The sequence below is a fragment of the Clavibacter nebraskensis NCPPB 2581 genome, assembly GCF_000355695.1.
GTDB classification, from domain to species: domain Bacteria; phylum Actinomycetota; class Actinomycetes; order Actinomycetales; family Microbacteriaceae; genus Clavibacter; species Clavibacter nebraskensis.
In genome coordinates this window covers 787,437-807,775 of the sequence record NC_020891.1, presented here as the reverse complement: position 1 = coordinate 807,775, position 20,339 = coordinate 787,437, and the positions used below count along the sequence as shown (strand labels likewise).

The 20,339-nt window shown below is 73.9% G+C and carries 16 protein-coding genes and 3 tRNA genes; 8 read left to right on the top strand and 11 right to left on the bottom strand.

All coding sequences use genetic code 11. The features are described from left to right. Positions 1 to 3: 3 nt before the first annotated feature. The 3 genes from ftsH to tilS all read right to left on the bottom strand — a co-directional run bounded on the left by ftsH (position 4) and on the right by tilS (position 3,740). Positions 4 to 2,004: an ATP-dependent zinc metalloprotease FtsH gene (gene ftsH / locus CMN_RS03910; RefSeq protein ID WP_015489551.1), complete on the bottom strand. Its 2,001-nt coding sequence runs from the start codon at positions 2,002 to 2,004 to the stop codon at positions 4 to 6. 157 nt (positions 2,005 to 2,161) lie between these two features. After that, positions 2,162 to 2,713 carry a hypoxanthine phosphoribosyltransferase gene (gene hpt / locus CMN_RS03905; protein WP_015489550.1) on the bottom strand — a complete coding sequence of 184 codons (552 nt, stop codon included), beginning with the start codon at positions 2,711 to 2,713 and terminating at the stop codon, positions 2,162 to 2,164. A 1-nt stretch (position 2,714) separates the two neighbouring features. Continuing rightward, a complete protein-coding gene (gene tilS / locus CMN_RS03900) occupies positions 2,715 to 3,740 on the bottom strand; it encodes a tRNA lysidine(34) synthetase TilS (RefSeq protein ID WP_015489549.1) in 1,026 nt (341 codons plus the stop codon). Positions 3,741 to 3,794: 54 nt separating this feature from the next. On the opposite strand from tilS, the gene ppa reads away from it, so the two are divergent. Continuing rightward, positions 3,795 to 4,316 carry an inorganic diphosphatase gene (gene ppa, locus CMN_RS03895; protein WP_015489548.1) on the top strand — a complete coding sequence of 174 codons (522 nt, stop codon included), beginning with the start codon at positions 3,795 to 3,797 and terminating at the stop codon, positions 4,314 to 4,316. A 112-nt stretch (positions 4,317 to 4,428) separates the two neighbouring features. On the opposite strand, the gene CMN_RS03890 is transcribed toward ppa, so the two are convergent. Then, positions 4,429 to 5,757: a C40 family peptidase gene (locus tag CMN_RS03890; RefSeq protein WP_015489547.1), complete on the bottom strand. Its 1,329-nt coding sequence runs from the start codon at positions 5,755 to 5,757 to the stop codon at positions 4,429 to 4,431. A gap of 13 nt (positions 5,758 to 5,770) precedes the next feature. Continuing rightward, the gene (locus tag CMN_RS03885; protein WP_015489546.1) at positions 5,771 to 7,066 is read right to left on the bottom strand and encodes a M23 family metallopeptidase; all 1,296 of its coding nucleotides are present in this window, start codon (positions 7,064 to 7,066) and stop codon (positions 5,771 to 5,773) included. A gap of 425 nt (positions 7,067 to 7,491) precedes the next feature. Here CMN_RS03885 and CMN_RS03880 point away from each other — a divergent pair. From CMN_RS03880 to CMN_RS03870, 3 genes are all read left to right on the top strand, one after another. After that, positions 7,492 to 7,567: transfer RNA gene (locus CMN_RS03880), tRNA-Glu, on the top strand. A gap of 21 nt (positions 7,568 to 7,588) precedes the next feature. Beyond that, positions 7,589 to 7,665 (top strand) — tRNA-Asp (locus CMN_RS03875). A gap of 69 nt (positions 7,666 to 7,734) precedes the next feature. Continuing rightward, a tRNA-Phe gene (locus tag CMN_RS03870) sits at positions 7,735 to 7,810 on the top strand. A 68-nt stretch (positions 7,811 to 7,878) separates the two neighbouring features. Here the strand turns inward: CMN_RS03870 and CMN_RS03865 are convergent. Then, positions 7,879 to 8,412 (bottom strand): O-acetyl-ADP-ribose deacetylase, encoded by a 534-nt coding sequence (locus CMN_RS03865; protein WP_015489545.1) that lies wholly within the window; start codon positions 8,410 to 8,412, stop codon positions 7,879 to 7,881. Positions 8,413 to 8,646: 234 nt separating this feature from the next. On the opposite strand from CMN_RS03865, the gene CMN_RS03860 reads away from it, so the two are divergent. After that, complete coding sequence (locus tag CMN_RS03860) at positions 8,647 to 10,482, top strand: glycoside hydrolase family 15 protein (protein ID WP_015489544.1); 1,836 nt, start codon at positions 8,647 to 8,649, stop codon at positions 10,480 to 10,482. Between the two features lie 37 nt (positions 10,483 to 10,519). Here CMN_RS03860 and CMN_RS03855 read toward each other — a convergent pair whose 3' ends face one another. Further along, the gene (locus tag CMN_RS03855; protein WP_015489543.1) at positions 10,520 to 11,260 is read right to left on the bottom strand and encodes a YqjF family protein; all 741 of its coding nucleotides are present in this window, start codon (positions 11,258 to 11,260) and stop codon (positions 10,520 to 10,522) included. Next, positions 11,257 to 11,733 carry a MarR family winged helix-turn-helix transcriptional regulator gene (locus CMN_RS03850; protein WP_015489542.1) on the bottom strand — a complete coding sequence of 159 codons (477 nt, stop codon included), beginning with the start codon at positions 11,731 to 11,733 and terminating at the stop codon, positions 11,257 to 11,259. The genes CMN_RS03855 and CMN_RS03850 overlap by 4 nt, the downstream gene beginning before the upstream one ends. 79 nt (positions 11,734 to 11,812) lie before the next feature. On the opposite strand from CMN_RS03850, the gene CMN_RS03845 reads away from it, so the two are divergent. Beyond that, a complete protein-coding gene (locus tag CMN_RS03845; protein ID WP_015489541.1) occupies positions 11,813 to 12,631 on the top strand; it encodes a TspO/MBR family protein in 819 nt (272 codons plus the stop codon). Positions 12,632 to 12,655: 24 nt separating this feature from the next. Here the strand turns inward: CMN_RS03845 and CMN_RS03840 are convergent, their stop codons facing one another. Continuing rightward, positions 12,656 to 13,699 carry an NAD-dependent epimerase/dehydratase family protein gene (locus CMN_RS03840; protein ID WP_015489540.1) on the bottom strand — a complete coding sequence of 348 codons (1,044 nt, stop codon included), beginning with the start codon at positions 13,697 to 13,699 and terminating at the stop codon, positions 12,656 to 12,658. 254 nt (positions 13,700 to 13,953) lie between these two features. Here CMN_RS03840 and CMN_RS03835 point away from each other — a divergent pair, with 254 nt between their 5' ends. Then, positions 13,954 to 15,258 carry an endo-1,4-beta-xylanase gene (locus tag CMN_RS03835; RefSeq protein ID WP_015489539.1) on the top strand — a complete coding sequence of 435 codons (1,305 nt, stop codon included), beginning with the start codon at positions 13,954 to 13,956 and terminating at the stop codon, positions 15,256 to 15,258. Here the strand turns inward: CMN_RS03835 and CMN_RS03830 are convergent. Both CMN_RS03830 and CMN_RS03825 read right to left on the bottom strand, forming a co-directional pair. Then, positions 15,255 to 16,859 (bottom strand): lipopolysaccharide biosynthesis protein, encoded by a 1,605-nt coding sequence (locus tag CMN_RS03830; protein WP_015489538.1) that lies wholly within the window; start codon positions 16,857 to 16,859, stop codon positions 15,255 to 15,257. The genes CMN_RS03835 and CMN_RS03830 overlap by 4 nt on opposite strands. Positions 16,860 to 17,127: 268 nt before the next feature. Continuing rightward, positions 17,128 to 18,177, bottom strand: coding sequence for a glycosyltransferase family protein (locus CMN_RS03825; RefSeq protein WP_015489537.1), 1,050 nt, complete (start codon positions 18,175 to 18,177; stop codon positions 17,128 to 17,130). A 175-nt stretch (positions 18,178 to 18,352) separates the two neighbouring features. On the opposite strand from CMN_RS03825, the gene CMN_RS03820 reads away from it, so the two are divergent. Continuing rightward, positions 18,353 to 20,296, top strand: a complete 1,944-nt coding sequence (locus tag CMN_RS03820; protein ID WP_015489536.1) for a glycosyltransferase family 2 protein — start codon at positions 18,353 to 18,355, stop codon at positions 20,294 to 20,296. Positions 20,297 to 20,339 lie beyond the last annotated feature (43 nt).

The window sequence follows — 20,339 nt, the reverse complement described above, 5'->3', positions numbered from 1 at the left end:
GGGTCAGGCCGTCGCGGGACGCGGGAAGGGCGAGCGCTTCGGCTTGCCAGCCGGCGGCTCCGAGTCGACCGCGCCATCGACGACGCCCTGGTCGATGGGCGCCTTCTGCGGCATGGGCACGGGGGGCAGGTCGGACAGGGGGCGCTTGTCGCTGGAGAGCCACTGCGGGCGCGGCGGCAGCTTCTTCACGTCCGCGAAGATGGCCGCGAGCTGGTCGTGGTCGAGCGTCTCCTTCTCGAGGAGCTCGGCGGCCAGGCGGTCGAGCACGTCGCGGTTGTCGTTGATGACCTGCCACGCCTCGTCGTGGGCGCCGTCGAGGAGCGCGCGCACCTCGGCGTCGACCGTGAGGGCCATGTCCTCCGAGTAGTCGCGTCCGCCGCCGAGCTCGCGCCCGAGGAAGGGCTCGCCCGAGCTGGAGCCGAGCTTCACGGATCCGACCTTGGCGCTCATGCCGTACTCGGTGACCATGCGACGCGCGGTCGACGTGGCCTTCTCGATGTCGTTGGACGCGCCCGTGGTGGGGTCGTGGAACACGATCTCCTCCGCGACGCGGCCGCCCATGGCGTACGTGAGCTGGTCGAGCAGCTCGTTGCGGGTGACGGAGTACTTGTCCTCGAGCGGCAGCACCATCGTGTAGCCGAGGGCGCGGCCGCGCGGCAGGATCGTGACCTTGGTGACGGGATCCGTGTTGTTCATCGCCGCCGCCGCGAGCGCGTGGCCGCCCTCGTGGTACGCGGTGATGAGCTTCTCGTGGTCGCGCATGATGCGGCTGCGGCGCTGGGGGCCGGCCATGACGCGGTCGACGGCCTCGTCGAGCGCGCGCTCGTCGATGAGCTGCGCGTTGGAGCGCGCCGTGAGGAGCGCGGCCTCGTTGAGGACGTTCGCGAGGTCGGCTCCCGTGAATCCGGGGGTCTTCCGCGCGAGGACCTCGAGGTCGACGCCCGCGGCGAGCGGCTTGCCGCGCCCGTGCACCTCGAGGATCTGCTTGCGGCCCTGCAGGTCGGGGGCGTCGACGCCGATCTGGCGGTCGAAGCGGCCGGGACGCAGCAGCGCCGGGTCGAGCACGTCCGGCCGGTTGGTGGCCGCGATGAGGATGACGTTGGTCTTGACGTCGAAGCCGTCCATCTCCACCAGGAGCTGGTTGAGGGTCTGCTCGCGCTCGTCGTTGCCGCCGCCGACGCCGGCGCCGCGGTGGCGGCCGACCGCGTCGATCTCGTCGACGAAGATGATGGCCGGCGCGTTCTGCTTAGCCTGCTCGAACAGGTCGCGCACGCGGCTCGCGCCGACGCCCACGAACATCTCGACGAAGTCGGATCCGGAGATCGAGTAGAAGGGCACGCCCGCCTCGCCCGCGACGGCGCGCGCGAGCAGGGTCTTGCCGGTGCCGGGAGGGCCGTAGAGCAGGACGCCCTTGGGGATGCGGGCGCCGACGGCCTGGAACTTCGCGGGCTCCTTGAGGAAGTCCTTGATCTCCTCGAGCTCCTCGATGGCCTCGTCCGACCCGGCGACGTCGGCGAACGTCACCTTCGGGGAGTCCTTCGACGCGAGCTTCGCCTTCGACTTGCCGAACTGCATGACGCGGTTCCCGCCGCCCTGCATGCCGGAGAACATGATCCAGATGAAGAAGCCGATGAGCAGCAGCGGCAGCAGGATGCTGAACGCCGACAGCAGCCAGCTCGGCTGCGGCACCTGGTCGTCGAAGCCCTCGGCGGGGTTGGCGGCCGTGATGGCGGAGACGATCTCGCCGCCGCGCTGCGCGACGTAGTTGAACTGCACCATGGTGCCGTTGTCGCCGTCCGCGCTCGCGAGCGTGAGGTCGACCCGCTGCTCGCCGTCGATGATCTTGGCGGAGGCGACCTTGCCGTCCTGGATCAGCTCGAGGCCGTGCTGCGTGGTGATGGTCTTGTAGCCGGATCCCGTGATGAGGCTGAAGCCCACCGACACCACGACGATGGCGAGGACGACGATCAGGATCGGGCTGCGGAGGAGTTTCTTGAAGTTCATGAGCGTAGGGGCGCGGGCCCGACACCTTTCTGCCCGTGCCGCGCCGTACGGCGACGAGATGTCTCGAGGATACAAGCGGCCGTCTGGGCGTGGCCGGGGTGTTCGCCGCCAGCCGAACGTGCGCCGGCATGGAGGCGGGTACGAGGGGCGGGACGCCTCAGCTGTAGACGTGCGGCGCGAGGACCGCCACGTCGCGGAGGTTGCGGTACCGCTCCGCGTAGTCGAGGCCGTAGCCGACCACGAAGTCGTTCGGGATCTCGAAGCCCACGTACTTGACGTCGACCGCGATCTTGGCGGCCTCGGGCTTGCGCAGCAGGGCGCACACCTCGACGCTCGCGGCCCCGCGCGAGCGCAGGTTCGCGAGCAGCCAGGAGAGCGTGAGGCCGGAGTCGATGATGTCCTCGACGATGAGCACGCGCCGGCCGGTGAGGTCGGCGTCGAGGTCCTTGAGGATGCGGACGACGCCGCTCGACTTGGTGCCGGAGCCGTAGGAGCTGACCGCCATCCAGTCCATGTGGATCGGCAGCTCGAGCTCACGCGCGAGGTCGGCCATGACCATGACCGCGCCCTTGAGCACGCCGACGAGGAGCAGCTCCTCCCCCGGGTTGTCGCGCTCGATCTCGCGGCACATCTCGGCGATGCGGCCGTGGATCTCCTCCTCGGTGTGGAGGACTTCGGTCAGGTCGTCGGCGATGTCGGTGGATCTCATGTCACTCTTCCGTCGTCCTGGCGCTGAGGACGATGAGCTCGTCCTTGCGTACGACCCTAACGCCCGGCAGGTCGACCGGTCCCTGCCCGTGCCAGTCGGTCACGAGGCGGGCGACCTCCAGGACGTGCGTCCGGGAGAGGTGCGCCGCGAACTCCTCGCGGGCGGCGAACCGGATCAGGCGGTGCCGGAGCGCGGGCGGCGCGGCACGCAGGGACGCGACCTCGAGGGAGATGCCGGCCTCGGCGTGGTCGGCGATCTCCTCGATCATCTCGGCGGCGAAGTGCTCGAGCGCGTCGTCGTCCTCGCGCAGCTGGTCGGCCGTGCGGGCGAGGGCCTCCGCGATGCCGGGGCCGAGCTCGCGCTCGAGCACGGGCAGCACGTCGTGGCGGACGCGCACGCGGGCGTAGGCGGGGTCGGCGTTGTGCGGGTCCCGCCACGGGTCGAGGCCTTGGTCGGCGCACGCGGCGCGGGTGACGGCCGCGCGGATCCCGAGCAGCGGCCGCAGGTAGACGGCGTCGGCCGCGCGCGCGGGCGTCGACCCGGCCATGCCGTGCAGGCTCGCCGCGCCGGATCCCCGCGCGAGCCCGAGCAGGACGGTCTCGGCCTGGTCGTCGAGGGTGTGGGCGAGGAGCAGCGCGCGGGATCCGGTCTCCCGGAGCGCGTCGTCGAACGCGGCGTACCGGGCGGCGCGGGCGGCGGCCTCGGGGCCGGAGGCGCCCGGATCCACCTGCACGCGCGTCACGACGACCGGCGCGAGGCCGCGGGCGCGCGCGGCGTCGGCAGCGCGGGCGGCGACCGCGCCGGATCCGTCCTGCAGGCCGTGGTCGACGACGACGGCCCCCACGGCGACGCCCGCGCGGGGGCCCTCGAAGGCGGCCGCGGCGGCTAGCGCGAGCGAGTCGGCGCCGCCGGAGAGCGCGACGAGGACGGGACCGGACGAGGACGGCTCGAGCCCCGCGAGCGCCTCGCGGACCGCCCGTCGGAGGTCCGCGACGGCGGGCGTGAGACGGGGGCGCTCGGAGGGCATCCACTAACGTTATGGCAGCATCCCGCCCACGTCAGAACCACGAGGAGCACGCGCATGGCCAGCTACGACGTCGTCGTCGAAATCCCCAAGGGGTCCCGCAACAAATACGAGGTCGACCACGAGACGGGGCGCGTGTACCTCGACCGGGTGCTCTTCACGTCGTTCGTCTACCCCACCGACTACGGCTACTTCGAGAACACGCTCGGCCTCGACGGCGACCCCGTCGACGTGCTCGTGCTCCTCGAGTACCCGGTGTTCCCCGGCGTCGGCGTCGCCGTCCGCCCCGTGGGCGTGTTCAACATGAGCGACGAGGCCGGCATCGACTCCAAGGTCATCGCCGTCCCCGCGAAGGACCCGCGCTGGGCGCACATCCAGGACATCGACGACGTGCCGCAGCAGACGCGCAACGAGATCGAGCACTTCTTCGAGCACTACAAGGACCTCGAGCCTGGCAAGTGGGTCAAGACGGAGGGCTGGGGCGACGCGACCGAGGCCGAGCGCATCGTGCAGGCCGGCTTCGAGAAGCTCCAGGCCGAGGACGACGGCCACGGCGGCGAGCCGGAGGAGGACGCCTGATCCGCGTCACCCGCTGAGTCCGCGCGCCGGACACGACGACGCCCGCCCCCGCATCCGATGCGGTGAGGCGGGCGTCGTCGCGTCCGGGCCGGGATGGGCCGGCGGGAGCGGATCAGCCGGGTCGGCCGACGTACGGCATGATGTCGCTGCCGCCCCAGAGGCCCTGGATCTTCACCACGTCGCCGGGCTTCGGTGCCGCGATGATGGTGTTCCCGCCGAGCGAGATGGCGTCGTGGTAGAAGCCGCTGCCGTCGTTCCAGAAGATGATGTCGCCGGCCTGGCGCTGCGAGAACGGCACCAGGCGGCCCTGGGCCTGCATGGTGTCGTACTGGCTGCTCACCGAGTGGCTGCCGACGTCGATGCCGGCCGCGCGGTACGCCATCATCACGAGGCCCGAGCAGTCCCACACGTTCGGGCCCGCGCCGCCGAGGACGTACGACTCGCCGAGCTGCGCCTTCGCGAACGAGATCGCGACCTGCGCGGCGTTGCCGGACGGGGTGGGGGCCGGTGCCGGTGCGGGAGCCGGAGCCGGAGCCGGACCGGGCGCCGGACGCGACGGCTGCTGCGCTCCGGGCGCGGGCGCGCTCGAGCCGCCACCGGACGACGACCCACCGCCACCGGACGAGGATCCGCCGCCGCCCGAGCCGCCCGAGGAGGGCGCCGGCGCGGCCACGGCCGCGGGGATCGGCGGCTGGGTGATGCCCTGGATGTACTGCGCCTCGATCTCCGAGGTGGAGTCCTTGAGGAGCGCCAGCTGCGCGATGAGCTGGTCACTGTTGCGCGTCTGCTCGGTGACCGCGGCCTGGGCGGTCGCGGCGGCGGAGTTCGCGTCGTCGAGCGCCTTCTGGGCCTCGTCCGCGAGCCGGGCGAGCTCGTCCTTCGCGACCTGCGCCTGGTCGCTCAGCGACGCGGCGCTGTTGCGGTCCGCGAGCGCCTGCTGGTAGACGGACTGCGTGCTCTCGGAGAGCTTCGTCATGGTGCCGAGCGAGCGGAGCAGCTCCTCGGCGTCGTCGCCGTCGGAGGCGAAGAGGCTCGCCGTGATGTCCTGGCCGCCCGCCCGCGCGAGGTGGCTCGCGAGGAGCCCGGCGCGCATCCGGCTGGTGAGGGCCGTGGCCTGCGCCTCGTCGGCCTTCTTCTGCAGGCGCGCGAGCTCGTCGGCCTTCGCGTCGCGCGCGGCCTGCGCCTCGGCGTACTTCTCGCCGGCGATCAGCGCGGCCTTGTTCGACTGGTCCGCCGACTCCTGGAGGCCCGTCACGAGCTCGGTCACGCGGTCGATGGCCGCCTGCGTGTCGGCCTGGTTCGCCTTCGCCGCCTGCACGTCGGCCCACGAGGGGTAGTCGGTCGCGGCGAACGCGGTCTGGGCGGCGACGCCGCTGGACACGGCGATCACCCCCACGGCGATCGTGGAGATGACGACCGTGGTCGGGCGGAGGTGGTTCATGTCGTTCCTCATGTCAATGCGTGCTGGTGATGGAGACGCCCTGGCCGTGCATGAACGCCACCGGGTCGGTGGGGTTCCCGTCGATGCGGATCTCGAAGTGGGAGTGGCAGCCGGTCGAGCCGCCGGTGGTGCCGGTGATCGCGATGGGCTGGCCCGCGACGACCTGCTGCCCGTTACGCACGAGCGTGCCGCCGTCGACGATGTGCCCGTAGGCGGAGGAGATGCCGCCGCCGTGGTCGATCCGGATGTAGTTGCCGTAGCCGCCGTTCCAGCCCGCGAACACGACGGTGCCGGAGTGCACGGCGTACTGCGTCTCGCCGCAGCTGTATCCGCGCACGAGGTCCTCGCCGGCGTGGAAGAGCATGCGGTGCTGGATGGGGTGGAAGCGGGGGCCGTAGAAGCCGCTCGTGTTCGCGCCGGGCAGCGGCGCGGTCCAGCCGGAGGCGCTGATGGCGCCGGGCGAGACGTCGCCTCCGGCGCGACCCTGGCTGGCGGCCAGCGCATCGGCGTCGGCCTGCCGCTTGCGGACGCCGGCCTGGTAGTCGTCCTCGGTGGCCTCGCGGTTCTCCGCCATGACCGCGAGCTTCGCGTCGGCGTCGGCCTTCTGGACGTTCTGGTCCTCGAGCGCCTGCTCGAGGTCGGCCTGCGCCTGCGCCGCGTCGGCGAGGAGCTGCTCGGCCTTCGCCTTCAGCGCGTCGAGCTCGGTGAGGGCGACCTGCGCCTGGTCGCTGAGGGACTTCGCGGCGTTGCGGTCCTGCAGGGCCATCGTGTAGATCTGGTCGGACTTCTCGGCGACCTTGCTCATGGTGCCGAGCTTGTCGAGGAGGTCGTCCGTGCCGTCGCCCTCGCTGAGGAGGAGGGTTCCGGAGAGGTTCTGGCCGCCGGAGCGCATGAGCTGCTTGGCGAGGCCCGCGGCCTGCTCCTGCGACTTCGTGGCCTTCGCGTCGGCCGCGTCGACCTTCGCCTGCAGCTGGACGGTGTCCTCGTATTTGTCGTCGGCGTCCTGCTGCGCCTTGTCGTGCTCCTCGCCCCGCTTGGTCACGAGGTCCTGCGCGTCGCTGACCTTCTGCTGGAGCGAGGCGATCTCGTCGTTGATCCGCTGCACGAGCGCCTGTTGCGCCTGCTCGTCGCCGCGCGCCTTCTGCACGTCGTCCCACGAGGCGAAGGTGTCGGCGTGGGCGGGAGCCGCGATCGACCCGGTGAGGAGCACGGCGGCGATGGCGACGATGGCCTGGAGGCTGCGGCGTCCGCGCGGGCGCGGTCGTCGGGCGCCCGAGGTGCGCGCTCTCCGGAGGAGGTCATGGTGCATGGTGATCCCGATCATCGTGTCGCCCGGCTGGCCGGCTGTGCCTCCCTGCAGGGCCGGCGGGGAGCGCGGATCACATCCGTCACGCCTTCACCGGCTCTCACAGTAGCAACGGGGGTGCGCGGCGCACAGCGCGCCGATGCGGGGATCCGTGCGGGGATCCCCTCCCCGGGAGGGTCGACCGAAGGCTAACCCCGCGGGAGGGTGGCGCCGGGGCAGCGCGCTGACCGTGTCGCGAACCTGGCAGGAGGCCGAGGACGGCCCGGACGAGGCGGTCCCGGGTGCCCCGCGGGAGGAGCCGACACGCCGCCCGATCCGCATGGCCGCGGGGCGCACGACCGCGACGGGAGGGCCGATTTGAGTCCTCGCCCGGAGTGCGGTTATGCTGACGTGTCGGTTGCTGCGAGACCTGGTCCGCCAGGGCGAGCGGCCCCATCGTTTAGTGGCCTAGGACGGCGCCCTTTCACGGCGTTAACACGGGTTCGAATCCCGTTGGGGTCACCAGGCAATGTGATTGACATGCAAGGCCCTGTAGCGCAGCTGGTTAGCGTGCCGCCCTGTCACGGCGGAGGTCGCGGGTTCAAGTCCCGTCAGGGTCGCCACGGATATGAGCCCTCTCTCACGAGAGGGCTTCTGTCCGATGTGGGCGTCTTCTCGCAAGCCGCCCGCTCGCCTGGGTAGCTCAGTTGGTAGAGCGTTCGACTGAAAATCGAAAGGTCCGCGGATCGACGCCGCGTCCAGGCACCATCCGCCGGTCCCCGTCACAGACGTCAGGGCCGGCGTTCGTCTTTCCCGCCCCTGACGTGCATCGCGCCTCAGGCGTCAGATCCGAGCGCCGCCGCGAAGGCCGCGAGCACCTGGTCCGAGAAGAGCACGAAGCGCAGCAGCTCGATCCCGTCGCCCGCGCCGTCGGCGAGCGCCCCGCGCACCGCGGCCGCCGCCACCCGCGCCGCGTCGTCGACCGGCCAGCCGTAGACGCCGGCCGAGACCGCGGGGAAGGCGACGCTGCGGAGCCCGAGCGACGCCGCCACCTCGATCGACCGGCGGTACGCGCTCGCGAGCACCGCGGTGCGGTCATCCGATGCCGACCAGACGGGGCCGACCGTGTGGATCACGTGGCGTGCGGGCAGGCGGAAGCCGGGCGTCGCGATCGCGTCGCCCGCGGGCAGGCCGTCCGGGAGCTCCTCGGCGCGGACGCGGCGGCAGGCGGCGAGCAGCTCGGGACCGGCCGCGCGGTGGATCGCGCCGTCCACTCCCCCACCGCCGAGCAGCGACGAGTTCGCCGCGTTCACGATCGCGTCGACGTCCTGCCGGGTGATGTCGCCGCGCACGGCCTCGAGGAGCGTCATGGATCCAGCCTGGCCCGGATCGCGACCGGGTGGAGACCCGGACGGACGACGCTGTCCGACGGGCCGCGACCGGAACCGTTCGGGTGGGCTCCGGGCACATCGGCGGTATTCGGAACGCGGGGGAGGACGGATTGGCCGCCCCATGTCCGCGGCGGGGCGCGACCGGGACGCGGAGCGGCCACCCGGGGATACTGGAGGGGTCGGTGCCCTCCTGCCGGCGTCGACAGGAGTCCCATGGCCACGCCCGCATCCCGCCCCGCACCCGAGCGCACCGACGGCTACGTCGCGCTCCGCAGCTACGCCGCCATCGGGGACGGGCGCACCGTCGCGCTCATCGCGGAGGACGGCGACATCGACTGGCTGCCGCTGCCGAACCTCCATACGGCGCCCGCGTTCGCCGCGATCCTCGACGCCCCGCACGGCGGCCGGATCATGCTGCGGCCCGACGAGGACTTCGAGGTGACGCGCGCCTACGTGCCCGGCACCAACGTGCTCACCACCACCTTCACCACGGCGTCCGGGAGCGTGCGCGTGACCGACGCGCTCGTCACGGGCGTCGCCGGGCGGCTGCCGTGGTCCGAGCTCGGGCGCCGGATCGAGGGGCTCGCGGGCGAGGTCACGATGAGCTGGCTCGTCGCGCCCGGCACGGCGCTCGGCACGTCGTCGCCGTGGGTGCAGTCGACGCACAACGGCCCGGTCATCCGCGTGGACGGCGTGACGCTCGCGGTCGTCGGCCTCGACCACGGGCCCGCCGAGCCCGGCACGCAGTCGCTCGGCGGCGCGTTCACCACGAAGGAGGGGTCGCGCCACGTCCTCACGATGGTGGGGACCGAGCGGGAGCCCGTGCGGATCCCGAACCCCGAGATCGTGGACGAGGGCATCGACCGCACCATCCGCAACTGGGAGGGCTGGCGCGCCGAGTTCCGCTACGAGGGCGAGTGGGCCGAGGCCGTGCAGCGCAGCGCCCTCGCGCTCAAGCTGCTCGTGCACGCGCCGACCGGATCCATCGCCGCGGCCGCGACGACCTCGCTGCCCGAGCGCATGGGCGGCGGCAAGAACTGGGACTACCGCTTCGCCTGGGTGCGCGACCTCGCGTACACGGTGAACGCGCTCGTGAAGTTCGGCCTCCGGGAGGAGACGCACGCGGCGGTGTCGTGGATGCTCCGCACCATCCGCGACAACGGGCCCGACCTCCACGTCTTCTACTCGCTCGAGGGCGCCGTGCCCGAGGGCAGCTCGACCCCGGAGGTGCCGGGCTGGCGCGGCGTCGGGCCCGTCGTGGACGGCAACGACGCGCAGTCGCAGCTGCAGCTCGGGGTGTTCGGCGACCTGTTCGACGTGGTGCGCACGTATGTCCGCGACGGCAACGTGCTCGACGCGGACACCGGCCGCCTCCTCGCGACCTTCGCCGACCGCACGTGCGACATGTGGCAGAAGCGCGACGCCGGGATGTGGGAGCTCGAGGACGAGCAGCACTACACGACCTCGAAGCTCGGCTGCTGGCAGGCGCTCGACTGCGCCGTCGAGCTCGCGGAGCTCGGCCAGATCCCCGGCGTGCCGGATCGCTGGCGGGCCGAGCGCGACCGCATCCGCACCTGGGTCGAGGAGGAGTGCTGGGACGAGGGACGCGGCGCCTACGTCATGCACCCGGGCAGCCAGCGGCTCGACGCGAGCATCCTGCTGCACGCCGTCTCCGGCTTCGACCGCGGCGAGCGCATGTCCCGGACGCTCGACGCGCTGCGCTCCGAGCTCGGCCGCGGACCGCTGCTGTACCGCTACTCCGGCATGCCCGAGGAGGAGGGAACGTTCACGGCCTGCGCGTTCTGGCTCGCGGGCGCCTACGCGTGCGTCGGCCGGATGGACGAGGCGCGGGAGCTCATGGACCAGCTGGTCGACCTCGGCAACGACGTCGGGCTGTACTCCGAGATGATCGACGCCGACGACCACGCGTTCCTCGGCAACCTGCCGCAGGGGCTCAGCCACCTCGCGCTCGTGAGCGCGGCGCTGACGATCGACGAGCTGTCGGGCGGGCCGAAGCGCTCGACGCGGACGCCGCGCGCGAAGCGGTAGGCGCGCAGGCGGAGGACGGCGGTCGCCGGACGGAGCGCTAGGCGCGCGGCCGGAGCGGGCCGGCGAACTCCGTGCGGACGCCGCGGGAGAAGAGCACCGAGTCGGGCGCGCGGTCGACGATCCCCGGGAGGCCGGCGGCCGCGACCAGCTCGTCGTCGAGGTCCACCAGCTCGGCGCGCTCCAGGGTCCACGCGTCGTGCGTGTTCGGCCAGTAGCGCGTGACGCCGCCGCGGGCCACGTGCATGCCCCAGCGGGCGGTGAGGAAGTCGGCGAGCGGATCCCCCTCCACCTCCTCGTCGAGCGGGCGCACGGAGAGGCGCGACGACGGGCGGGAGCCCGTGTGCCTGCGGGACGTGTAGGTGACGACGCCGTCGCGCTCCTCGTGGGTCATCGACGCCCACATGTACGGCAGGCCGAGGCCCACGCGCGCGCCGATCACGGGCAGGAGCTTCGCGGCCTCGAGCGAGCGGAAGACCACGCCGCGGCGGCCGTCGTCGCCGACGCTGTAGAGGCGCACGTTGAGCTCGGCGAACGTGCCGGCCCACGGGACGGCGGGCAGGGGCGGGAAGGCGCTGCGGGACAGGACGAACGGGATGAGGCCGACCCAGCTGGATCCGTCGTGCACGTCGGGGCGCGTCCCCGGCGGGAGGAGCGGGGCGACGAGCGCGGGATCCACGCGCCAGTGCACGAAGGCGAGGTCGCTCCAGACCTGGCGGATGACGGCGCGGCCGGGGAGGCCGGGGGCGGCGGCGGCGACCGGATCCGCGGGGCGGGTCATCGGGCGCGCCCGGGGGTCGCGGCGGGTGCGGGCGCATCGGTCGTCTCGGCGGCGGGCGCGGGGCGACCGGCCGCGCGGATCACGTCGATGAGGCCGCGGCGCATCTCGGCGGAGCGGGCGGGCCCGGGGACGACGTCCTGCTCGAGCGCCTGCGCGCGCTCCCACGCCCGGGCGCCGGCCTCGGTGCGGGCGACGACGTGGCGGCGGCGGTCGGCGGGATCCGGGGCGCGCGACACGAGCCCCTCCCGCTCCAGCCGCTCGAGCGTGCGCGACATGGTCTGCGTCTCGACGTGCGCGGAGCGGGCGAGCTGGATCTGGCTGAGCGGCCCGTCGCGCAGGAGGTGCAGCGCGATGAGGCCCGCGTGCGTCACCCCGAGGCCCGCGAGCGCCTCCGACCACGCGTGCTCGACCGCGCGCGCGGCCGCGGACAGCAGCCGCCCGGTGGGCCAGCTGGCGAGCTCGTCGTCCTGCACGGCACTCCTCCTGCTACAGTGATCGTCAGCACGCTTACTATCCGCCTGCTGACATTCCCATCGTAGAGGAGCGGACCGCATGGGCACCGTGAAGGACATCGTCCGGCAGATCGTCGTCATCTCGAGCATGGCGTTCGCGATCATCGGATCCGCGTTCGGCTCGGGCGCGTTCAGCGACGAGAGCATCCAGACCGCGTCGAGCGGCGCCCTCAGCGCGAGCTACACGCCCGTCGCCCCGGCCGGCCCCGCGTTCTCGATCTGGAGCCTGATCTACCTCGGTCTCGTCGCGTACACGGTCTGGCAGGCGCTCCCCGCCCAGCGCGCCGACGAGCGCCAGCGGCACGTCGGCTACCCCGTGGCCGTGACCCTCGTGCTCAACGCCGTGTGGATCCTCACCGCGCAGGCCGGGTTCCTCGTGCTGAGCGGCGTCGTCATCGTCGCGCTGCTCGTGACGCTGATGTGGCTCTTCCGCGCGCTGATGACGACGCGGCCCCGGAACTCCGTCGAGGGCGTCGTGCTCGACGGCACCATGGGCCTCTACCTGGGGTGGGTGAGCGTCGCGACCATCGCGAACTTCGCCTCGATCCTCACGGCGTCGGGCCTCCAGCCGGGCACGACCGGGCGCGACGCGTGGGCGGTCGCGCTGCTCGCGGTCGCGGGCCTCGTCGGCATCGTGCTCGCGCTCCGCGACGGCGGACGGCTGGCACCCTCCGCGGCGATCGCGTGGGGCCTCGCCTGGGTCGCCGTCGGGCGCCTCACGGGCGATCTGCTCTCGACGCCGGCCGCCGTGGTGGCGCTCGTGGCGGCCGCGGCGGTCGTCGTCGTGACGCTCGTCGCCCGCGTCCGGGCCGGGTGGACCGGGCGGGTCGCGGCCCGTCCAGCGGTCGCCGCCCGCTAGCGCCGCGCGTCAGCCCTCCGCCGATCAGCCCGCCGCGGCCGCCCGGTAGGCGGCGTCGGCGGCGTGCTTCGCGTCGACGAGGCGCTGGATCCGGCGGTCGGTGTCCGCGTCCGGGCGGGTGCGCTCGGGGTGCGCGGCCCGCCACGCGACGATGCCGCGGACGGCCAGGTGGAACGGGATCCGCGGCCGGAACGCGGGGACGAGCCGGCGGATCCGGGTCGTGTCGAACACGGCGCTGTGCGAGAGGTCGCCCAGCACGAGCTCCGACCAGCCCCAGTCGGGCTCCACGATCGGGAACTGCTCGGCGGGCACGTGCACCAGCCGCGCCTCGACGCCGAGCGCGTCGGCGACGAGGTGGTGGATCCGGTCCCACGTGGAGACGTCGTCGCTCGTGATGTGCAGGGCCTCGCCGACCGCGCGCTCGTCGCCGAGGATCCCGACGAGGCCGACGGCGAAGTCGTCCGCGTGCGTGAGCGTCCAGAGGGACGTGCCGTCGCCGGGGACGACGACCTCGTCGCCGCGCGCGATGCGGTCGACGACCGTCCAGTCGCCCGCGAGCGGCGGGCTCGCCTCGTCGTAGGTGTGCGACGGGCGCACGATGACGACCGGGAAGCCGCTGTCGGCGTGGTGGCGGAGGAAGGTGTCCTCCATGGCGATCTTGTCGCGCGCGTAGGAGAGGAACGGGTTGGCGCGGAGCGTCGACTCGGTGATGGGCGTCTGGAGCGCGGGCTTGCGGTAGATCGAGGCGGAGCTGATGGCGACGAACTGGCGGGTGCGGCCGGCGAACAGCTCCACGCGGCGGTCGGCGCCCGCGGCGTCGAAGGAGAGGAAGTCGACGACGGCGTCGTAGGTGCGGTCGCCGATCGCGGCGAGGAGGGCGGCCGGGTCCTGGACGTCCGCGACGCGGGTCGCGATGCCCGCGGGCGTGCCGCGCCCCTTGGCGTCGGCGCCGCGGTTGACGACCGTGACGTCCATCCCGGCGGCGACGGAGGCCCGGACGCAGGCGGCGCTGATGGTGCCCGTCCCGCCGAGGTAGAGCACGGACAGGCGGGCGGCGTGTGCGGTCACGGGGGTCCTCGTCATCGAAGCGGGGGCGCCGGTCGGATCCGCGCCCTGCGTGCACGCTACGCCCGCGGCCGCCCCTCCCCACCCGCGGCGGAGGGGGAAAAGTTGCGGACATCCGGGGCGCGGTGGACGCCCGTCGTGAGGCCCGCGTAGGTTCCGCGATGACCGCACCGACGCATCCGCCCGCGGCCCGCCTCCCTCCCGCCTCGCGGCGCGCGGGTGCCGGGCGCGTGGCGCCGACCCCTCGAGGGGGACCCATGCCCGCCACGCCATCCGACCCGCCGACCACCGGCCGCCGCCCGACCGCGATCCCCGACGTCCGCCGCGCGGACGCGGTGATCACGGTGCGCGGCGCGGACGGGCAGCCGCTCGCGCACGCGGACGTGGTGGTGGAGCAGGCGAGCCAGGACATCGCGTTCGGCAACATCGGCTTCGACCTCATCCCGCTCGCGAACGGCGTGACGGATCCGGAGGCGGCCGGCGTCGCGGCCTTCGGCGGCGCGCGCCTCGAGGGGCTGGAACGGCTCGCGGAGCAGTGGCTCGACGTGTTCGACACGGCCACGCTCCCCTTCTACTGGGGCCGGTTCGAGCCCGTGCGCGGGCGGCCCGACACCGCGCGGCTCCTCACGACCGCGCGGTGGCTGCGCGAGCGCGGTGTCGCCGTGAAGGGGCACCCGCTCGTCTGGCACACCGTCACCGCGTCGTGGCTGCTCGACCTGCCGCTCGACGAGGTGGAGCGCGTGCAGCGGGAGCGGATCCGGCGCGACGTCGGCGACTTCGCCGGGCTCGTCGACACGTGGGACGCCATCAACGAGGCCGTGATCATGCCGGTGTTCGACCGCGAGGACAACGGGATCACGCGGCTCGCGGCGGCGCGCGGTCGGCTCGCGATGGTGCGCCTGGCCTTCGAGGAGGCGCGCGGCGCGAACCCGGCCGCGACGCTGATCCTCAACGACTTCGACCTGTCGCCCGCGTACGAGGAGCTCATCGAGGAGGTGCTGGGCGCGGGGATCCCGGTGGATGCGATCGGACTGCAGACCCACATGCACCAGGGCTACCGCGGCGAGGAGGAGGTGCTCGGGATCGTCGATCGGTTCGCGCGCTTCGGCCTGCCGATCCACATGACGGAGACCACGCTCCTCTCCGGCGACCCGATGCCGCCCGAGATCACCGACCTCAACGACTTCCGGGTGACGAGCTGGCCCTCCACGCCCGCGGGCGAGGAGCGGCAGGCGGAGGAGGTCGAGCGGCACTACCGCTCGCTCGTCGGGCACCCGGCCGTCGCGGCCATCACCTACTGGGGCCTCACCGACGACGGCATGTGGCTGGGCGCGCCCGGCGGCCTGGTGCGGGCGGACGGCACGACGAAGCCGTCGTACGACGCGCTCCGCCGGCTGATCCGCGAGGAGTGGCGGCTCGCCCCGACCACGCTGCGCACGGACGCGGAGGGCCGCGTGCGCGTCACGGCGTTCGCGGGCGGCGTGCGGGTGGCGCACGCCGGGTGCGAGGCCGTGGTCGCCGTGGCGGCGGGCGCGTCGGAGGTTGAGGCGGCGCTGGGCTAGGACGGGACGCGGGCGCCCACGGACCGGTCGGCGGCGTCGCGGACGGGATCGACGTCGACGGCTTCCGCGGCCGGCGCCGTCGCCGCCGCGCTCCCCCGGCGGGCCTTCGGCAGCACGCGAGCGAGGTCGAGCACCCCGCGCACGTCGCGGCACACGGCCGGGACGAGCGCGACGGCGAGCGCGTACAGCACCACGGTCGTGCCGACGCCCGCGAGGAGCTGCAGCGCTGCGGACCCCGTGTCGACCAGGGCGAGGAGCGCACCCGTCGCGACGCTCACCGTCCCCACGACGCCGATGATCCGGAGGGCGCCCATGTAGAGCCGGCGCGTCGGGATCGGCGCCTTGCGCGAGAGCCACCACAGCGAGATCGGCCAGCAGATGGCGGGCGCGGCGGCGTACCCGGCGGCGATGCCGACGATGCCGAACGAGGATCCGACGAGGATGCAGCTGACCTTGATCACGGCGCTCAGCAGCGAGAATCGGAAGAGGTCGCCCGTGAGGCCACGCGACACGTAGACCCAGTAGCCGACGAAGGCGAGGGTGTCGAAGATCCCGGCGATGGCGAGGAGGCGGAGGATCGGCGCGACGCTGTCCCACTGCGGCCCGAGGAACACCGCGGTGATGGGAATGGCCGTGGCCGCGACGAGGCCGAGGCCCGCGCCCAGCGTGTAGCCGAGGGCGAGCTGGCCGCGGGCGACGTAGTCGGCGAAACGGCGCTGCTCGTCGGCGAGGCGCGAGAGCACGGGGATCGCGACCGTGGTGAGGGGGCTGCGGATCTGCGCGAGCGGCGTCATCAGCAGCTGGAACGCGCGGTTGTAGATGCCGAGCGACCCGGCGCCGAAGCGGAGGCCCACGAGGAACGTGTCGATGTTGTTGCTGACGTAGCCGACCATCTGGCTCGAGACCATGTTCCAGCCGAAGCGCAGCAGCGGTCCCATGGGCTCGCCGCGGCGCGGCAGGCGCGGGATCCACCGGGCGAAGCCGACCGCGAGGCCGAGCAGCACGAGCGTCTGCGTGAGCTGCTGCGCGACGAGCGCCCAGTAGCCCCAGCCGAGGAGCGCGCCGCCGATCGCGACGAGGAGCGCGACCGCGGGGGCCGTGACGTCGGCCGTCGCGAGCGCGCGGAAGCGGAGGCCGCGGGTGAGGCTCGCGCGGTACTGGGTCGCGAGGCCGTTGACGACGAAGGTGAGGCTGAGGGCGTGCGCGATGGGGATCAGCTCGTCGTGGCCGAAGACCGCCGCGAGCGGCCAGGCGGCGCAGAAGACGAGGGCGGCGAGCACGAGGCCGATGCCGGCGTTGATCCACCAGAGGTTGTCGCGCTGGGTGCGGCTGAGGTCGCGCGCCTGGATGGCCGCGTTGGAGAGGCCGAAGTCGCGGAAGATCTCGCCGACGCCGATGATCGCGAGCACCATCGCGAGCAGGCCGTAGTCGGTGGGCGTGAGGAGCCGGGCGAGGACGACGACCGACGCGACCTGGATGAGGATGCGGACGAGCTGCGCGCCGATCGTGACGATCGCGCCGCGGGCGGCGCGGGCGCCGAGGCCCTGCGTGGCGGCGGGCGGCGTCTCCGGGCCGGGAGCGGACGCGGGCGACGCGGGCACGCCGGCCGGGGCGGCGGCGCGGGAGGCGGCGGCGTCCGCTGCGGGTTCGGCGGCAGGGTCGCGGGGATCCCGCGGGTCGCCGGGCAGGGCGGGATGCATGGGGCTCCGTCGTCGGGTCGAGGAGGGGTGGCGATCGGGTCGGCTGCGGGTGACAGCCGGATCACCGCGAGCTCGGGTGTCGGGCGGGAGACCGGGTACGCGCTCCCGTCCCGATCGTATCCGTCGACGTGCGCGGGGCCAGCCCCAGAACGCGGGGGTGGGCGGCGGCTCAGCCCCGCTCGACCCCGCGGCGGATCCGGAGCGCGCGCCGGTACGCGGACGCGTGCGCGGTGCCGGCCCGGTCCCAGTCGCGGCCGGCGAGGTCGGGCGACGACGCGCGCGCGTCCGTGCGCACGGCCTCGGTCGCGCGGAGCAGCTCATCCGGGGTCAGGTCGCCGTCGAAGAGGTGGATCCAGCCCGGGCCGACCTCCTCGGAGAGCGCGCGGTTCACGGCGTTGTCGGGCACCAGCACCGGCCGGTCGAGCGAGAGGGCCGCGAGCGCGCCGCCGGAGTTGTGCATGAAGCGGTACGGCAGCACGACGAGCTCGGAGGACGTGACGATGTCGACGAGCTCCGCGTCGGACTGGAAGCGCAGGTCGAGGCGGATCCGGTCGTCGCCCGCGGCGAGCGCGCGGATCGTGCCGGCGAGCTCCTCGCTCGACGGGTTGCCGCCGATGCGCAGCGACAGGTCGGCGCCCGCGTCCCCCGCGCCGCGGAACGCCGCGACGAGCTGCTCGACGCCCTTGTACCGACGGACGAGGCCGACGTACCCGAGGCGGCCGGGCACGGAGTCGGCGCGCGGCTCGTCGCGGAACCAGTCGCGGTAGTGGCCGTGCAGGATCGTGGCGTGCGGCTGGTCGGCCGGGATCTCGGTGATCGGGTTCACGCGCACGCGCAGCGTCGTCATCCGCTCCATGAGCGCGAGCAGCAGCGACTCGCGGCGGCTGATGCCCTGCGGCCGCTCGAGGTTGTGCACGGTGCGGACGATCGGGATCCGGCGGAGCGTCAGCTTCGCGAGGAGGACGACGGTGAGCGCCTGGCGGACCGCCTTCTTCAGCGGGCTGTGCCCGTCGACGAGGATCTCGGGCCAGTGCACGTGGAACACGTCGTAGCGGCCGGTGAGCGCGGTGCGCCAGCTGAAGTGCAGCGGGCGGACGCCGGGGGTCGCCGCGAGCGCGCGGCCGAGCATCACGATGTACGGGTTCGTCGTGGGGCGCGGCGCCTGCGACGACTGGAGGACCACGAGGTCGCGGCCGGGCGGGCGGGCGGGGACGGTCATGGCGCTCCTGAGCGGGATGACCGGCGTTGGGTCGTCGGGCACGACCACGGGGTCATCGGTCGAGGAAATAGACTATGCCACCACCCGCCCGCACCCGAGGGCGGCCCCGTCGGCGCGACCCCTGCCCGGCGACACCCGCCGCACCCGCCGCACCCGCCCGATCGATCGGATGCCCATGCCCCGCCCCGCCCTCCTCGCCGTCGTGGTCGTCAACTACGGATCCGCCGACCTCGTGCGCGAGAACGTGATGCCGCTCGTCGAGCGCCTCGACGACGCGCTGCTCGTGGTCGTCGACAACCGCACGACCGACGCGGAGCGGGAGCGCGTGCGGGAGCTCGCCGCGCACCCGTCGACGCGCGTGCACGGCGTCTACCCGGACGGCAACACGGGCTTCGGCACGGGCATGAACATCGGCGTCGCCGCGGCCCGCGCGGCGGGCGCGCGCGAGTTCCTGCTGCTCAACCCGGACGCGACCATCGAGCCCGACCAGCTCGCCGTGCTGCGGGGCGTCGTGGCGGCTGATCCGCTCACGCTCGCGGCCCCGACCATCCTCCGGCCGGACGGCAGCACGTGGTTCCGCGGGTCCGACCTCTACCTCGCCGACGGCCGGATCCGCGGTGCCGCCCGCCGCGCGCAGCACCCGGACCAGGCGACCGAGCCGTGGCTCACGGGCGCCTGCCTGCTCGTGACCGACGAGCTGTGGGCCCGTGTCGGCGGCTTCTCGGACGACTACTTCCTGTACTGGGAGGACGTGGACCTGTCGCGCAAGGTCGTGGAGGCCGGCGGATCCTTGCGCGTCGTCGAGGGGGCCGTCGCCGTGCACGCGGAGGGCGGCACGCAGAGCGCCGGGCACGAGGCCGCGGGCCAGGCCAAGTCGGGCACGTACTACTACCACAACATCCGGAACCGGCTCCTCTACGGGGCCCGGCACCTCGACGCGGCGACGCTCCGGCGGTGGCGGCTGCTCACGCCCGTGATCGCGTACGAGGTGCTGCTGCAGGGCGGGCGGCGGCAGTTCGCACACCCGGTGGCGCCCGTGACGGCCGCCGTGCGCGGGATCGTCGACGGGTACCGGGTCTCCGGCGGCTGGCGCACGGTGCCGTCGCCCGCGCCGACGACCGCCGCGGCCGGGGCGACCGCCCGCCCGGTCGCGCCCGCGTCCTCGCTCGTCGTCGCGATCCTCACCTACCGGCGCCCCGAGGACATCCGCGCCGTGCTCCCGCTCGTCGCCGCGCAGGCCGCCGAGCTCCGGGAGGTCGCCGAGGCCGACCCCGCGCTCCCCCGCGCCGTGCGGATCGTCGTGGTCGACAACGACCCGGCGGGCGGCGCCGGCATGTCCGTCGAGGACGCCGCCGCGGACTCCCCCGTGCCGATCGCCTACGTGCACGAGCCGACGCCCGGCATCTCCGCCGCCCGCAACCGCGCGCTCGACGCCGCGGGCGACGACGACCTGCTCGTGTTCCTCGACGACGACGAGCGGCCGGATCCCGGCTGGCTCGCCGCCCTCGCCCGCGCCCGCCAGGCCACGGGTAGCGCGGGCGTCGCCGGCCCGGTGCGCAGCGAGTACGAGGTCGAGCCCGACGCGTGGGTGCGGGCCGGCGGCTTCTTCGTGCGCCGCCGCCCTGCCACGGGCACGCGCCTCGAGGTCGCCGCGACCAACAACCTCCTGCTCGACCTGCGCGCCGTGCGCGCCGCGGACCTGCGCTTCGACGTGGACCTCGGCACGCAGGGCGGCGAGGACACGCTCTTCACCCGCCAGCTCGTCGCGTCCGGCGGCCTGCTCACGTGGTGCGCCGAGGCGGGCGTCGTCGACGTCGTGCCGCGCGCCCGCACCACGCGCCGCTGGGTGGTGCTCCGCGCCTTCAGCAGCGGGAACTCGTGGAGCCTCACCTCCGTCGCGCTCGCCCCCGACTCCCCGGCCGCGCGCACGCGGATCCGCGCCGAGGCGACCGCGCGCGGGCTCGTGCGCGCGCTCGGCGGCACCGGGCGGATCGCCGTGGGCGCCGTCACGGGCAGCGTCGCGCACCGCGCCAAGGGCACCCGCACGCTCGCGCGCGGTGCCGGCATGGTCGCGGGCGCGTTCGGCTGGTCGTACCAGGAGTACGCCCGGCGCGACTGAGCGGATCCGCCTGGCCCGTCCGGCGTCGCCCTCCCCTGGACGG

Excerpts from the sequence above, each read along its gene's own strand:
- ftsH (WP_015489551.1), bottom strand. The coding sequence starts at position 2,004 with ATGAACTTCAAGAAACTCCTCCGCAGCCCGATCCTGATCGTCGTCCTC.
- hpt (WP_015489550.1), bottom strand. The coding sequence starts at position 2,713 with ATGAGATCCACCGACATCGCCGACGACCTGACCGAAGTCCTCCACACC.
- tilS (WP_015489549.1), bottom strand. The coding sequence starts at position 3,740 with ATGCCCTCCGAGCGCCCCCGTCTCACGCCCGCCGTCGCGGACCTCCGA.
- ppa (WP_015489548.1), top strand. The coding sequence starts at position 3,795 with ATGGCCAGCTACGACGTCGTCGTCGAAATCCCCAAGGGGTCCCGCAAC.
- CMN_RS03890 (WP_015489547.1), bottom strand. The coding sequence starts at position 5,757 with ATGAACCACCTCCGCCCGACCACGGTCGTCATCTCCACGATCGCCGTG.
- CMN_RS03885 (WP_015489546.1), bottom strand. The coding sequence starts at position 7,066 with ATGCACCATGACCTCCTCCGGAGAGCGCGCACCTCGGGCGCCCGACGA.
- CMN_RS03865 (WP_015489545.1), bottom strand. The coding sequence starts at position 8,412 with ATGACGCTCCTCGAGGCCGTGCGCGGCGACATCACCCGGCAGGACGTC.
- CMN_RS03860 (WP_015489544.1), top strand. The coding sequence starts at position 8,647 with ATGGCCACGCCCGCATCCCGCCCCGCACCCGAGCGCACCGACGGCTAC.
- CMN_RS03855 (WP_015489543.1), bottom strand. The coding sequence starts at position 11,260 with ATGACCCGCCCCGCGGATCCGGTCGCCGCCGCCGCCCCCGGCCTCCCC.
- CMN_RS03845 (WP_015489541.1), top strand. The coding sequence starts at position 11,813 with ATGGGCACCGTGAAGGACATCGTCCGGCAGATCGTCGTCATCTCGAGC.
- CMN_RS03835 (WP_015489539.1), top strand. The coding sequence starts at position 13,954 with ATGCCCGCCACGCCATCCGACCCGCCGACCACCGGCCGCCGCCCGACC.
- CMN_RS03825 (WP_015489537.1), bottom strand. The coding sequence starts at position 18,177 with ATGACCGTCCCCGCCCGCCCGCCCGGCCGCGACCTCGTGGTCCTCCAG.
- CMN_RS03820 (WP_015489536.1), top strand. The coding sequence starts at position 18,353 with ATGCCCCGCCCCGCCCTCCTCGCCGTCGTGGTCGTCAACTACGGATCC.